Source organism: Gracilibacillus xinjiangensis (assembly GCF_042651765.1).
Taxonomy (GTDB): Bacteria; Bacillota; Bacilli; order Bacillales; family Amphibacillaceae; genus Gracilibacillus; species Gracilibacillus xinjiangensis.
In genome coordinates this window covers 71592-86927 of the sequence record NZ_JBHSDT010000001.1, presented here as the reverse complement: position 1 = coordinate 86927, position 15336 = coordinate 71592, and the positions used below count along the sequence as shown (strand labels likewise).

Sequence of the window (15336 nt, the reverse complement as noted above, 5' to 3'; positions counted from 1 at the left end):
TAACCGGTTTTATAGTGGGATCAGTATTTTTAAATAGTATAAACAACCAATCCATATATAGATATGATAGGTGAAAATAGTATAAGGTCAAGATTATAACATACCATACTATTTACAGAAAGTAAACAATATGAACTATAAAATTACATTATATTTACAGCCACTTAACAATCATTTGGTATGATCGTCTTATAGAGTAAAGACAGATGGAGGTAAACCTATGGATGTCTATTTGGACAATTTAACAATGGAATTTGAAGATATTACTGCAGTGAATCGTCTATCAACCACTATTAAAGATGGAGAACTTGTCTCATTGCTTGGCCCAAGTGGATGTGGGAAAAGTACTACATTAATGTTACTTGCAGGTCTCTATAAGCCAACAAGTGGTGATATATATTTTGGTGAAAAGAATGTTACGAAGTTAGATGCAGAAAAAAGAGAGATAGGAATGGTATTTCAGAATTATGCATTATATCCCCATCTCTCTGTCTTGAAAAATATTATGTTTCCACTTCGCATGCAAAAAGTACCAAAAAAAGAAGCGAAAGAGAGAGCTATTGAAATGGCTAACCTTGTACAGATTGGTCATCTGGTTGATAGAAAACCAGGTCAACTTTCTGGTGGGCAGCAACAAAGAGTTGCTATTGCTAGAGCATTAGTTAAAAAGCCAAAATTGCTGTTACTGGATGAACCATTATCGAATTTGGATGCTAGATTAAGACTGGAAATGAGAGAAGAGATTAGAAGGATTCAACAAGAAGTAGGCATAACAGCTATCTTCGTTACCCATGATCAGGAAGAGGCCTTAAGTATTTCTGATCGAGTAATGTTGATGAAAGGTGGATTGCTGCAACAAGATAGTGCCCCGCAGGAGATGTATCGAAAACCAATTAATTCTTTTACCGCAGCTTTCTTAGGGAATCCGCCAATCAATTTTTTACAGATTAAAAAGACAGAAAAGCCAAGAACTTTTGAGCTGATGAACAGTTCGCAAATAGTAAAAATACCTGTGAACCATGAGAAAGAAAGAATTCAACTAGGTTTAAGACCGGAAAACTTATATGTAACAAATAAAGAGGATGCATTCATTACAGGTGAAGTTATTCATTTGGAGACAATCGGAAGGGACACACTGATTAGAGTACAAATAGGGGAAGTAACGATTAGAGCGCTGATTGATCCATCAATAGACATTAATGTTGGCGATCAATGTCATCTTGGAATCAATCAGGAGTACATTCATTATTTTGATGTGGAAAATGGGGCAAATCTTGAGAGGGGCAATTCAAATGATGGACAAGCCGACATGGAACAATACGCTTAGAGCACTTCTCTATTTATTACCTGCTCTAATCATTTTGATTACTTTCAACATTTATCCGATTATTAAATCTTTTTTAATGAGCTTATATACGGATTATGACTTCTATAATGATGTTGTTTACAAATATGGACTCAGTAATTTTATTCAAATATTTAAAGATCCCAATTTTCTGAAAGCAGTAATTAATACAACGGTTTTTGTAATTGGTGTTGTTCCAATATCTATTGTTCTCTCATTAGCGATTGCTATTTTGCTTAATTCTAAAATTAAAGCACTAAGCTTTTTTCGCACGATATACTTTTTACCGTTTGTTACATCAGTTGTAGCTGTTGCTATTGTATGGAGTTGGATATTTCACTCAGATTATGGCCTATTGAACTACTTTCTCGGATTGTTTGGAATTGATCCAATCCAATGGCTGACAGATCCAGCCTATTCGATGCCAGCACTTATTATCTTGAGTATATGGAAGGGGCTCGGTTTTAATATTATTATTTTTCTGGCTGGCTTACAAAATATTAATAAACAATATTATTTAGCGGCTCAAGTAGATGGGGCATCAGGGTGGCACCGTTTTTTATCTGTCACTTTACCACTATTATCGCCGACAATGTTTTTTATCTCGATCATATCAATTATTAATGCATTTAAAGTATTTGATGAAATATTCGCACTGTTTAACGGCAGACCAGGACCGGCAAATAGTACATTGACAGTTGTTTATTATGTATATCAGAAGTTTTATGAAGAATGGGAATTCGGCTTGGCTTCTGCAGCAGCTTTTGTGTTGTTTATTATCGTATTTCTGTTTACTTTAATTCAACTAAGCCTTGGAAAAAAATTTGTACACTATCAATAATGGGAGGTTTCGATTTTGGTCAAGTCAGCTTTATCTCGTACTACTATCTACATTTTGTTATCGCTAGGTGCTGTATTGATGCTCCTCCCGTTCGTTTGGATGATTAGTACATCATTAAAAGCACCAAATGAAGTAATGGCAATGCCGCCGGTTTGGGTGCCTGCTGAATGGAAATTTGAAAATTTCACGGAAGCAATGAGAGTTGCTCCATTTGATCGTTATTTTATTAATAGTGTAATCGTGACTATTGTTAGTACAATTGGAGAATTAATAACAACAATACTAGCAGCATATGCCTTTTCTCGAATCCAGTTTTATGGCAGGGATATTGTTTTTGCTGTATTACTCGGCACAATGATGGTTCCAAGTGAAGTACTTTTAATTCCAAACTTTGTAACTTTGTCTAACTTGGGCTGGATTGATACATATAGTGCTTTAATTATTCCATGGACTGCAAGTGTTTTTGCAATATTCTTATTACGACAATATTTTTTAGGTATACCGAAAGAGTTATCTTTTGCTGCGAAAGTAGATGGCTGCAGTGAATTTAAATTTCTTTGGTATGTCATGGCACCTTTAGCTAAACCAGCATTAATCACTGTAGCACTATTAAAAGTAATTAATAGTTGGAATGCTTTCTTATGGCCAATAATAGTTACGAATTCTCAGGAATTACGAACACTGCCTGTTGGTTTGTCTGCATTTACTACAGAAGCAGGTATAAAATATGAGCTACTGATGGCAGCATCTTCAATGGTTATCTTGCCAATGCTTATCTTATTTTTCATTATGCAAAAATACATTGTTGCTGGTGTAGCCAGGACAGGCTTAAAAGGATAAATTTTTAGGGGGTGATTGCTCAACAAAACATGATTTACGTTGTACTTCATTTTTCTGAAAATAATAAATGATATGGGGGAATTTTAATTGAAGAAGTTTTGGATGTTAGGTGTAGTCGGTATATTTTTTATGTTGTTACTTGCGGCATGTGGTGGTAATGAAGAGACAAATGGAGCGGAAGCGAATGAGGAAGAAACAGAGCAAGAATCTACAGAAAATACTGATGAAGGTACAGAAACAGAGGAAGCTTCATCAGAACCGGTAGAAGTAGATTTTTGGCATGCAATGAGTGGTCCTCACGAGGAAGCAATTAAAGAGTTTGTGGAGCAATTTAATAGTGAACATGAAAATATTACAGTAACACCTGTTAATCAAGGAAGCTACGATGATTTAGAACAAAAAATTATGGCGGCAGCTAAAGCGAAATCATTACCAACGTTAGCGCAAGCTGTAACAAATGTTGTACCAGAATATATTGGGAATGATTTTGTTTCTCCTTTAAATGACTTTATTGAAGATGAGGAAATTGGATTATCAGACGAGGAACTAGCAGATTATGTTGATGTTTTTAAAGAATCAAGTAGTTGGGATGGTACTTACTACAGCTTACCGTTCAGTAAGAGTACTAGAATTTTATTCTATAATACTGGTTTATTAGAAGAACATAATTTAGAAGTACCAGAAACTTGGGCGGATATTCGTAATATTGCAGAAACAGTAACTGGTGACGGTGTAGTTGGAATGGGATTCGAGAATTCTTATGAAGCCGAATTTCAAGCAATCTTAAAACAATTAGGCGGAACTTATATTGATGAAGCTACAAGTGAAGCGCAGTTTGCTTCTGAAGAAGGAATTAAAGCAATGACGATGATGAAAGATATGATTGATGAAGGTATTGCACGAACAGCTGGAGAAGATGATTATATGTCTAATCCATTCGGTCGCGGTGATGTAGCAATGTATATCGGTTCATCTGCAGGTATACCACACGTTGGATCTGCTGCCGAGGGAAATATTGAATGGAGTGCGACTACCTTCCCAACATTAGATGGAGAAGCTGCTACATCATTTGCAGGAAATGATATTGTTATGTTCAACCAAGCAGAAGAAGCTGAACAAAAAGCAGCATGGGAATTTATGAAGTTTTTAACTAGTCCGGAAGTAACTGCAGAATGGTCAATGAAATCAGGTTATTTACCTGTTCGCTATTCTGCTCAGGAAACTTCTGAGTATCAAGCGTTTGTAGAAGAGAATCCTGAATATGAGGCAGGTCCTCAACAATTCGATGCAGGCTTCTTTATTGCACGAGTTCAAGGTGGAGATGCAGTACGTAATATTGTGTTAGAAGAAACAGAGTTAATTTTATTAGGTGAAAAATCAGTAGAAGAAGGATTACAAAGCGCCCAAGATCGAGCAAACGAAGCATTACAAAAATAACAAAAAAGGCAGGGCAAACCCCTGTCTTTTCTATTACATATTTATGGAGGAATATATAAATGACTAGAACAACTATGACTTTCTGGAGCGGATTAAAAACAATAGGAGGGAATATCGTAGAGTTGTGTTATGGAAATGACCGAATCATTTTTGATTTTGGATTAGTGTATGATCCGAAGAGCTCTTTATTAAATAAATCAACAAGATCACCCGGAAATTATGTTGCAGACATGCTTAAATTAGGTATGATTCCAGCAATTGATGGAATTTACTCTGAGGAAGATATTCAATACATAGAAAATCTGCAACCATTGAATCCAACAGACTACGGAAATACAGCAGTTTTCATATCACATATCCACTTAGATCATATTGGTGCAATAGATACAATTGCGCCAGCTATACCAGTATATATGTCTAACGATAGTAAAAAGCTATATCAGGCATTTTGTAAGACAGACCAGCCTTTTTACAGGAAACGAGAAGTAACTGGTTTAAATTATCAGGAAGTGATCCAAATAGGACAAATTAAAGTGATGGCATTTCAAACAGATCATGATGTTTTTGGTGCAATGGCTTTACTTATTGAAACTCCTGATCTAACAATCCTCTATTCTGGAGATATTAGAATGCATGGTAACCATGTCGAATATAATGAAACTATGCTGGATTATATGGAGAAAATAGATATTAATATATTGTTAATTGAAGGAACATCTTTTCAGCCATCTGAGTCAAAAACAGAGGCTTCATTACAGAATGAAAAAGCTATTCGAAAGCAAGTTGCAGATATGATAATAGACAAAGATGAGTTGGCATTATTCAATATATATCATACAAATTTAGATAGAGTACAACAGTTTATTGATGCTGCGAATGATGCAGGTAGAAAAGTTGTTTTTGAAGTGGAGACTGCCTATATTGTGGATCAATTATTAGAAATAGATAATTTATCTATTTTTTATAATGAAAGAATGAATTATGACAAAGAATGGAAACAAACTTTAATGAAGAAATATCCACTTATTACAAACACCACCTTAAATGAAAACCCAGGTGAATTTCTTGTTCAATCGAGTTTTCATTATATCATGAACCTATTAGATCTAAGAGTGAAAGATGCAATATATCTTCATTCTAATGGTATGCCATTAGGCAGTTTTGATCCCAACTATGATCGATTACTCGCATTATTAAGCCACTTAGAGATTCAGTATCAGTCATTAAATGTATCCGGTCATGCGACGGAAAAAGATATATTGGACATTATTGCAAGGGTTAACCCGAACTTAGTGATCCCATGGCATAGTCACTATCCAGAATTAGTTATACCAAAAGATAAAAACCAGCCAGTATTTTTCCCGAAAGCAAAGAAAACTTACTATTTTCATGATAATGAATTAAAAGAGTATAGCTAAATATGCTATACTCTCTCCATACAAAACTGGTTTGTTATACGGTAATGAAACTTTCTGGCAATAAATTTGCAATTTCCTGTTAAGTTAATAATTTGGAGACAGCTAAATGAATCAAGTCAATTGCTGTTGGGCGAATTCCTTGTAAAGAGAATGTTCTTCAACCAATTCTTTATGCGATCCAATACCTGTCACTTCTCCTTTCTCGATAAATACAATATTATCTGCATCAATAATAGTAGAGAGCCTATGGGCAATAACAAGTGTTGTTCTTCCTTCCATTAAGCGGGTTAGAGCCTTCTGGACAATTGCTTCAGATTGGCTGTCTAAGCTTGCTGTTGCTTCATCCATCATTAATATTTTAGGGTTACGCAAAAATGCTCGTGCAATGGCAATTCGTTGTCTTTGTCCACCAGATAATTTCACTCCACGTTCCCCAACCTCAGTGTCTAATCCATCCGGAAATTCCTTTATGAATTGATCAGCGTATGCCATTTCGGCAACTTCCCATAAACGATCATCTGATACATTTGCTTGTATATCGAGGCCGTAGGATAGATTTTCTCTAATAGTCCCTGCCATCATCGGGCTATCTTGTGAAACATATCCAATCTGACTGCGCCAAGATTGCAACGACAGCTCACGAATAGGGGTATTGCCAATTCTAATTTCTCCTGAATCAGGTTGATAGAATTGTTCTAACAATCCAAATATGGTTGTCTTCCCGCCACCACTTGGACCAGCAAATGCAACCATTGAACCTGGCTCCACTTTAAAAGATATTTCTTTTAACACTTTATCTGATTGATCATAACTAAAAGATACTTTATCAAAATGAATTTCGTGATCCGTAATATTCATTATTTTTCCTGACTTCGGCTCTTCAATATTTAAATCGAGTATCTCCAAAATTCGTTCGGTAGCGCCTTGAGCTTTTTGTAATTGTGTAAAAAACATGGCGAAAGAGGTAATAGGGAAAATAATTTGAAAAAGATAAAGAAGGAATGCCACTAAAGAACCAGTTGACATAGATCCTTCTGCAACACGAATCCCACCATAGCCAATAATCAATGCAACTACAAGCATATTGATTAAATACATAGTTGGTCCAACTAAAGCAAATAATCTTGCTTCTTTTAAGCCAAATTTAAATAACTTATCAATATTCATAAAACCTTTTTTAGTTTCGAAGTTTTCTGCGTTGGATGCTTTCATTAAACGGATTTCTGCAAGTGTTTGTTGAACACTTCCGGAAAAGTTAGCTGTTTCATCTTGCAATCCGCGTGAGATTTTTGACATTCTACTGCCAAGTGGTATGAGAATTGCAACAGCGATGGGGACGGAAATAAGCATGAGCAGTGTCATTTTCCAATCCATAATCAGGAGAATGATAATGGAACCTATTATAGTAATTAAGCCTGTTACAAATTGTGGGAAGTGTTGTGTAATTAAGTCTTTTACAATACTTGTATCATTTACTACACGGCTGACTGATTCCCCGCTTTTGTTTTTGTCGAAATAAGAAACTGGTAATTGAATAAATTTATTCCACATCTTCTCACGTAAACTGGCGACAATTTTTTGCCCGACAAATGCCAGTGCATATGTAGAAATTCCGTCAAAAAGTGCTTGTATAATTAGAACGATAATTATGGCAAATATGATCATAAGATTTATTGAACTTGAATCAAAGCCATCAACAATTTCTCTTGTCAATAATGGAACGGTTAGGCCAACGAACGTTGTGATCAATCCGCCAATTAAACCGACTGTCAGGGCGAGTTTAGGAATGTTTGTAGATAACAGAAGACTCAGAAATTTATTCTTTTTCATTATCACTTCTCCTTTGTTATATAAGAGCTATTTTTGAATGAACCTGGAAAAACAGCCTAAATAAAAACCATGATCATAGTTTAATGTACGATCATGGTTCCTAAATGTTTCAATTATTTTTATTCCATTTTCTTAGCCATTTTTCGAACTCTAATGCAGGTAATGGTCTGCTAAAATGATATCCTTGTAGTACATTACAATTATAACGTTTCAAAAATTGAACATGATCACTTGTTTCTACACCTTCAGCAATTGTCTTAATTTTTAAATTGTGTGCAAGCATAATAATTGTTGCCACAATATCTCTATCATCAATGTTTATGGAAAGATCTTTAACAAAAGATTGATCTATCTTCAAATGATCGATTGGGAACTTCTTTATATTGCTTAGTGAACTATACCCTGTACCGAAATCATCCATAGCAATCTTTACCCCCAATTTCTTAAGATCTTTTAATATAATAGAAGAGACCTCGGTATCCATTGCCATAGATTCAGTTATTTCCAATTCTAAAAATTGGGGATCTAATCCACTCTCTTGGATAATACTTCCAATAACCTCTGTGAGATCAGTCTGGAAAAATTGACGGATTGATAAATTTACAGATACAGGGAATTTAGGGAATCCGATATCTTGCCATCTTTTATTTTGATGGCAGGCTTCTTTAATTACCCATTCTCCAATAGGGACGATCAAGCCTGTTTCTTCAGCTATTGGAATAAATTCACCAGGAGAAATTAAACCCAGTTCTTGATTATGCCACCTGATAAGAGCCTCAGCACCATATATATTATTACTTTTTGTTTCGATTTGCGGTTGATAAAATAGAGAAAATTCATTGCGATCAATAGCTTTGCGCAATAATGATTCAAGTTCAATATTTCCGATTATTTTACTATGGGTGGAGTCACTATAAAATTGATAATTGCTTTTGCCGGTTCTTTTCACATGATACATCGCATTATCCGCTTTTTTGATTAGTGTTTTTCGATCTTTTCCATCAGCAGGATACATACTGATACCAATACTTGGAGTTGCTACAATATCCATCCCATCTAATTCATAAGGCTGGGTTAATTGATACACTATAGCTTTTGCAAAATTTGTTGCTTTTTCTAGAGTACTATCCTCTAGTAATATAATGAATTCATCACCACCGTATCGGAATAAACTAGCATTAGAAGGAATGTGCTTCTTTAACCTATTGGCGACATTTTTTAATAAAATATCTCCATAATCATGCCCTAAAGAATCGTTGATTATTTTAAAGCGGTCAAGGTCAATGAAAAAGACAGAGAACTGCGAATTGTTTTGTTCTGCAGTTTGGAGCATTTCTTTCAATCTGTAATGAAAGTAATGTTGGTTAGGTAATTGTGTTAAATAATCATGGTATGCCATATAGTTTAGTTTTTCTTCTAACTGTTTGTTTTCAGTAATATCCTTCCCGATACAATGAACCCCTGTTACATTCTCGTTAACAACAATCGGGATAACAGTAACATGTAAGTATACGCGTTCTTTTTGTTTATTGATCATGCAAGTTTCATATTGAATGGCATTGCCTTTTAATACTTTACTATACTCACTTCTCGTTCTTGCTTGTTCCTCTGGTACAATATATTCCATGAATGGTTGTCCTTTAAGCTCTTCTTCTGTATAGCCCATCATCTTCTCTGTGGCTTCGTTCACATATGTAAATTTTCCTTGCAGATCAAATGATAATACGGCATCGATATTATTTTCAAGAACTGAGCGATAACGCTGCTCGCTAATGAGTAATTTTTCTCTCATTTCTCTTTCTTTCGTTATATCACGTGCTACACCTATCACGCCTTCCACCGCATTATTAACAATAATAGGGACAGCAGTTATGTCCAATTGCAATGTCTGATCAAGGTGGTCCACTACTTTTAATTTTGTCTGGATGGTCTGCTGATTTAATACGTTATTAAATTCTTGATTTGTTCTTTCTAAATCAGTAGGATGGATAAATTCAGTATAATTTTTTTGCAATAATTCATCTGCTTTATATTTCAAAATAGCCTCGATTGCTGGATTGACATTAATAAAGTTACCATCTTTATCGAGCATGAAGATAATGTCAGGATTATATTTGAAGAGGGATTGCAGTTGCTGATCAGTTGTTTCTAATAATGTCTCTATATTTTTTTTATCCGATATATTTTGAAAACTATTAATGATTATTGTCCTATCACTGCCTAAACTCACTAATTGAATGCTTACTGAGACAGGTATTTTATTACCATCTTTATTTACATGAACAGATTCTGTTTTTACATATTTTTTCTCCAACAATAAATGGATATCGTTTAATTGTTGCCATACTTCTTTATCAATAATATTCTCTGGCCTCATTTGGAGTAGTTCATTTTTAGAATAGCCAAAATGGCTGACCGCAGATTTATTTGCAGCAACAATAACTATCGAACCGTCTGTTTTTAGTTCTGCTATCAAAATAGGATCAGGAATATGGTCAAATATTGTTATAAATTCCGGGAATTGGAATGGTGAAAGGTCTGTTGATGCCACAATTGACACTCCCTTAACTCTATTGTTAAATGTAGATCAATTTCTTTTACCCATTATACCATAAAAGAATAAATGCATAATATCTTCAGTTATGGGGAGTAAAATTTCAGATAAATCTTTCTTTTGCATATAATCATTGAACATGTGGAGGAACAATAGTATAGCATTTTCTGATAAATCTTCTCTTATAAAACCTGATTCTTTCCCTTCTGAAATCAATTGCTGAAAAAAAGGAACAGACTTCTCTTGATAAATTTTTTCTAGGTAAGATGCTTGTTCTTCTGAATTATCTAGAAAGTAAGCATAAATTTCCTCATGGATAGTTCCAGTTATTTCTGTTTTTTGAAATATCATTTTCTCGATTTTATCCGGGAAGGGAATAGAAGCATCTAATAGTCTTTGATAGTGTTCAAACGATTTTTCTACATAGTATTCCATTGCCTCTTTTAATAAATTCTCTTTACTATCAAAATAGTTGTAAATCGTCACCTGTGAAACGTTTGCCTCTTTTGCAATTTGAGATATAGAGACTTTCTTAATACCATTCCTAGTAAAAAGGTCTAAAGCTGCTTCTTTTATATTTTGGCGTTTTAGTTGTGTTCTTTTCTCAAATCCGTCCATATTATTCACCTCACAAATTCATTTTAAAAGATATTTTGAAATAAAACAAATTAAATATTTCAAAATATCTTGCAATCACTGGTGATAGTGTATATTATGAAATGTATAAGGGGTTATATTTCAAAACTTTATTGATTTATAGAATTAGAGCAAGTCTAGTTTTCCACTGAAAAGGGGAGGTAGTTATAATGAGTATTGTTAATATTAATGGATTATCTAAGAAATTCGGTTCATTTATTGTACTAAATAACATTCATTTACAAGTTAATGAAGGGGAAGTGTTTGGATTTATTGGACCAAACGGTGCTGGAAAATCAACAACCATTCGTATCTTGTTAGGTATTCTCAAACGAACATCAGGAACAGCGACTATTTTTGGCAAAGACGTCTGGAGAGATGCTGTTGCGATTCATGAAAAAGTTGCTTATGTTCCTGGTGATGTTTATTTATGGGAGAACTTAACTGGTGGTGAAGTGATTGATATTTTCCTTGGATTCAAAGGGAATGTTGATAATAAGAAAAGAGATCAATTAATTGATCGATTTCAGCTAGATAGTAAGAAAAAATGTGGAAGTTATTCGAAAGGAAATCGGCAAAAGGTTGCTCTCATTGCTGCGTTTGCTTCTAATGCAGATTTATTCATTTTGGATGAACCGACATCAGGATTAGATCCGCTGATGGAACAAGTTTTTCAACAATGTGTTGAAGAAGTGAAAAATGAAGGCAAGTGTGTGTTGCTCTCAAGTCATATCTTATCAGAAGTTGAAAAATTATGTGATCGGGTTGGGATCATTCGTAAAGGGGAAATCGTGGAGACTGGTACTTTGGATGAGCTGCGGCATTTAACGAGGACAAAATTAGAGGTAGCAACAGCATCCCCAATAGTTGACCTGGTGACATGGGAAGGAATTTATGATGTGCAGCAAAAGGGTGACAACTATTCTTTTCAGGTGGATTCAGATAAGTTGGCAATAATCATGTCTAAATTGAGTAGCTTCTGTATTAAAAAAATTGAAAGTACACCACCGACATTGGAAGACTTATTCATGCGTCATTACCAAGACTAGAGAGGAGTAAGGCTATTGGTTTTTCATTCCACTTCACGTTTATTTCATTTCAAACTGCGACAAAATAAATTGAGTCTCTCTTTATGGATATCATCCCTTGTTTTTATAACCATTATTACAGCTGTCGCGTATAGCGGACTATACAAAACTGATCAAGAAAGGCAAGCTGTTGCTCAAACGATGGATAACCCTGCGATGGTGGCAATGGTGGGACCTGGTTACGGGCTTGATAATTATACAAATGGTGCAATGATGGCACATCAAATGCTGCTATTCACTTTAGTCGTGATGGCGATAATGAACATACTAATTGTTACAAAACAAACCAGAACAGAAGAAGAAGATGGTAAATTAGAATTAGTCCGTGCATTACCCGTGGGACGAATGGCTCCATTAACTGCGGCGATTTTATTCACTTCCTTGTTAAATATAGTAATAGGTATGTTGGTTTCAATTGGGTTACTTGTTTTTAAAATAGAAGGAATGGATGTAGAAGGCTCACTTCTATATGGGGTTACCTTAACATGTGGCGGACTAATATTCACCGGTCTGACAGCTGTATTTGCCCAAATTGCTGAGACGGCTAGAGCATCTGTTGGCTATTCGATGATGATCTTAATGGCAGCATATTTCGTTCGGGCAATAGGAGATGTTAGTAATGAAACTGTTAGTATGTTCTCACCATTAGGATTTTTGCTAAGAGTAGAGGTATTTGTTAATAATTTATGGTGGCCTGTAATATTAAGCCTGTTATTGTTTTGTGTGTTTATTGCTTTCGCGTTTTGGTTAAATAATCGAAGGGATGTAGGTGCTGGTCTTATTAAAGCACGAAAAGGGAAAGAGCGAGCTGCAAAGTATTTAACCACTACTGGGGGATTAGCATTAAGAATTCAACGAACAGCCATTATTTCTTGGTTTATAGCAATGTTTTTACTGGGTATATCATATGGATCCGTTTTTGGAGATTTAGAGTCATTTTTTGAAAATAATGAAGTTATCCGGCAAATGTTAGGTAATAATCCCGATTATACATTAACAGAACAGTTTATAACAATGCTGATGGTTGTTCTGGCAATCCTTTCAACAGTACCTGCATTGCTATTTTTCTTAAAAATACGAGGAGAAGAGAAAAAAGAACGTCTGGAACACTTGTTAGTAAGAACAAATTCAAGAGCAAAGATAATTAGTGTTTATCTTATTATTAGCATTTTGGGAGGAATTGTTTCCTTGTTATTAGCTGTTCATGGGTTATGGGTAAGTTCATCGACTGTGATGAATGAGGCAATTCCATTAGTAAATCTCATGAAAGCAGGTATGGTGTATTTTCCAGCAATGTTGTTCTTAATTGCATTAGCGTTATTCCTATTTGGTTGGATACCGAAAGCCATCCCGTTTGTTTGGGGATATTTAACATTTTCCTTCTTTGTTGTTTATATGGGCGGATTACTTGAAATACCCGAATGGTTAGTGAATCTATCGAGCTTTGCCCATATTCCTCAACTTCCTGTTGATGAATGGAACTGGGAAGTATTCATGATAATGATCCTGATAGATGCAGTAGTGGGGCTAATTGGCTTTATCGGATATCAAAAAAGAGATGCATTGGGCTAAGAAAAAGGCTGGCTCTTTAAATTCGATTAATTCACTTGAAAATTAGTCGGATAATTTGTTTGTAGAAAAGTCTCTATCAATGCTCGTTCAAAATAATTTGCTTTCACCAAGGGCACAAGTGCAACATTTCTTCAAGCAATATACCACTTTCGTAGTGTTTTATGCGGCTGCGGGCCACAGACTCCTCAAGAGCAAAAATTACTTCTTCAGGGGTCTTTGGAACCTTGCTGTTCCGCTTGTTTCTTTATAATTTGACTGCGTTTAAGAGCTGTATAAATTCGTAACTATTTCGTCTACTCTTTATCCCTTGTAATCTATTGTTAACTCTCCATCTAACTCTTTTTCTTTATAAGTGTGTTTTGGAAAAATAAAAGTCCAAGGCATGCTTGTTTTCGCATCAAGCTGAAGGCGATCTTCTTCAAATAGGTAGCTGGTGAGTATTTTTTCTCCTTTCTTAATAATGATTTCTATCTTTCTAAGATCCAGGGGTGAATCAGTAAAATTGTGGATGAGTGTTGTACATAGTAAATCCGCCCGGTGATTTACAGCAAAGCGAATGGGAACGAAATTAATTTGCTCATTTACTGTTATTTTAGTTTGATTAAATACATTCTCGATAAAATCTAAATCTGGCGGGCTAATTGTTTTCTCCCATTTACTTTCAAGAACTAGTTTTTGCATATTCCTATCTCCGTTCCTTTTATATATTTATCTTTAAAAATTCTATGTTCGAATAATTTAGTAACAGTTACTTCAACAGTTTAACATCAAGTGAATGGTTTAAGAAACTATTTTAGTTACAGCTGGAGAGTTAGGGGAGCTTTCCTATCTAATGTTTACAAAGCAATTCGGTCAAACCAAATACAATATGGATATAAAAAAGCAGGTGATAAATTCACCTGCTTCTTACTTATTCTGTAACCGGGATTACGGAACCTTGGTATTCCTCGTTAATAAAGTTTTGAATTTCTTCTGAACGCAATACTTCTACAAGTCTTAGAAGTGCTCCATTGTTTTCATCTTCACTGCGAGCAGCGATGATGTTTACGTAAGGTGAATCTGTATCTTCGAGAATTAATGCATCTTCTGTTGGTACTAGTCCAGCTTCTAATGCATAGTTTGTATTAATCGCTAACAGTGCATTTGATTCTCTGTCATAAAGCTCCGGAAGAAAACCTGGGTCAATACTTACATCAAATTCTAAATTTAACGGGTTATCTACGATGTCTTCAATAGTAGCAGATTGCTTATCTACATTCTCATCAAGTGTTATTAATCCTTCTTTTTCTAAAAGAGTAAGAATTCTCCCGTGATCTGGTACGTTACGGCTCATAATAAAAGCAGTGCCTTCAGGTATGTCATCTTTGCTAGTAATATCTTGAGAATATATCCCAATTGGCTCAATATGAATTCCGCCTAAATTAACGATATCAAAACCAAATTCTTCTTTTTGCCCTTCAAAGTAAGGAATGTGTTGGAAATAGTTAGCATCGATCGTTCCATTATCAGTATCTTCATTTAAGAAAGTGTATTCCTGATATGTCTCAACAGTAAGTTCAATTCCTTCCTCAGCAAGAATTGGTACAGCTTGTTCCAATAGTTCTGCATGTGGAACACTAGTAGCACCAACTGTAATAGCAACTGGTTCATCCCCATTCTCCCCATCAGTTGCTTCCTCCTTCTCGGAGTTCCCGCATGCTGCTAATACCAAAAATAACAATGTTGCTAATAATAAACTTAACAATTTTTTCATTTTAAATCATCCTTTCAACTAT

The 15336-nt window shown here is 34.9% G+C and carries 12 protein-coding genes; 7 read left to right on the top strand and 5 right to left on the bottom strand.

The features are described from left to right. Positions 1 to 220 precede the first annotated feature (220 nt). The 5 genes from ACFOY7_RS00425 to ACFOY7_RS00405 all read left to right on the top strand — a co-directional run bounded on the left by ACFOY7_RS00425 (position 221) and on the right by ACFOY7_RS00405 (position 5881). Complete coding sequence (locus ACFOY7_RS00425) at positions 221 to 1327, top strand: ABC transporter ATP-binding protein (RefSeq protein ID WP_390248267.1); 1107 nt, start codon at positions 221 to 223, stop codon at positions 1325 to 1327. Further along, positions 1293 to 2186, top strand: coding sequence for a carbohydrate ABC transporter permease (locus ACFOY7_RS00420; protein ID WP_390248265.1), 894 nt, complete (start codon positions 1293 to 1295; stop codon positions 2184 to 2186). The genes ACFOY7_RS00425 and ACFOY7_RS00420 overlap by 35 nt, the downstream gene beginning before the upstream one ends. A 15-nt stretch (positions 2187 to 2201) precedes the next feature. Continuing rightward, positions 2202 to 3026: a carbohydrate ABC transporter permease gene (locus ACFOY7_RS00415; RefSeq protein ID WP_390248263.1), complete on the top strand. Its 825-nt coding sequence runs from the start codon at positions 2202 to 2204 to the stop codon at positions 3024 to 3026. Positions 3027 to 3113: 87 nt separating this feature from the next. Continuing rightward, entirely contained in the window at positions 3114 to 4463 is a 1350-nt protein-coding gene (locus tag ACFOY7_RS00410; protein ID WP_390248261.1) for an ABC transporter substrate-binding protein, read from the top strand. 59 nt (positions 4464 to 4522) lie between these two features. Then, positions 4523 to 5881, top strand: a complete 1359-nt coding sequence (locus ACFOY7_RS00405) for an MBL fold metallo-hydrolase (RefSeq protein WP_390248259.1) — start codon at positions 4523 to 4525, stop codon at positions 5879 to 5881. A 111-nt stretch (positions 5882 to 5992) separates the two neighbouring features. On the opposite strand, the gene ACFOY7_RS00400 is transcribed toward ACFOY7_RS00405, so the two are convergent. From ACFOY7_RS00400 to ACFOY7_RS00390, 3 genes are all read right to left on the bottom strand, one after another. Next, positions 5993 to 7711 (bottom strand): ABC transporter ATP-binding protein, encoded by a 1719-nt coding sequence (locus tag ACFOY7_RS00400; RefSeq protein WP_390248257.1) that lies wholly within the window; start codon positions 7709 to 7711, stop codon positions 5993 to 5995. A gap of 109 nt (positions 7712 to 7820) precedes the next feature. Then, positions 7821 to 10262, bottom strand: a complete 2442-nt coding sequence (locus ACFOY7_RS00395) for a sensor domain-containing protein (protein ID WP_390248255.1) — start codon at positions 10260 to 10262, stop codon at positions 7821 to 7823. A gap of 36 nt (positions 10263 to 10298) precedes the next feature. Continuing rightward, a complete protein-coding gene (locus tag ACFOY7_RS00390; protein ID WP_390248253.1) occupies positions 10299 to 10883 on the bottom strand; it encodes a TetR/AcrR family transcriptional regulator in 585 nt (194 codons plus the stop codon). 188 nt (positions 10884 to 11071) lie between these two features. Between ACFOY7_RS00390 and ACFOY7_RS00385 the strand changes: the two genes are divergently transcribed. Both ACFOY7_RS00385 and ACFOY7_RS00380 read left to right on the top strand, forming a co-directional pair. After that, positions 11072 to 11950 carry an ABC transporter ATP-binding protein gene (locus ACFOY7_RS00385; protein ID WP_390248251.1) on the top strand — a complete coding sequence of 293 codons (879 nt, stop codon included), beginning with the start codon at positions 11072 to 11074 and terminating at the stop codon, positions 11948 to 11950. Between the two features lie 15 nt (positions 11951 to 11965). Continuing rightward, a complete protein-coding gene (locus tag ACFOY7_RS00380) occupies positions 11966 to 13561 on the top strand; it encodes an ABC transporter permease (protein ID WP_390248249.1) in 1596 nt (531 codons plus the stop codon). A 300-nt stretch (positions 13562 to 13861) separates the two neighbouring features. On the opposite strand, the gene ACFOY7_RS00375 is transcribed toward ACFOY7_RS00380, so the two are convergent. Together ACFOY7_RS00375 and ACFOY7_RS00370 are read right to left on the bottom strand one after the other, a co-directional pair. Further along, on the bottom strand, positions 13862 to 14242 hold the full coding sequence (locus ACFOY7_RS00375; RefSeq protein WP_390248247.1) for an SLAP domain-containing protein: 381 nt from the start codon (positions 14240 to 14242) through the stop codon (positions 13862 to 13864). A gap of 229 nt (positions 14243 to 14471) precedes the next feature. Further along, the gene (locus tag ACFOY7_RS00370; RefSeq protein WP_390248245.1) at positions 14472 to 15314 is read right to left on the bottom strand and encodes a MetQ/NlpA family ABC transporter substrate-binding protein; all 843 of its coding nucleotides are present in this window, start codon (positions 15312 to 15314) and stop codon (positions 14472 to 14474) included. Positions 15315 to 15336 lie beyond the last annotated feature (22 nt).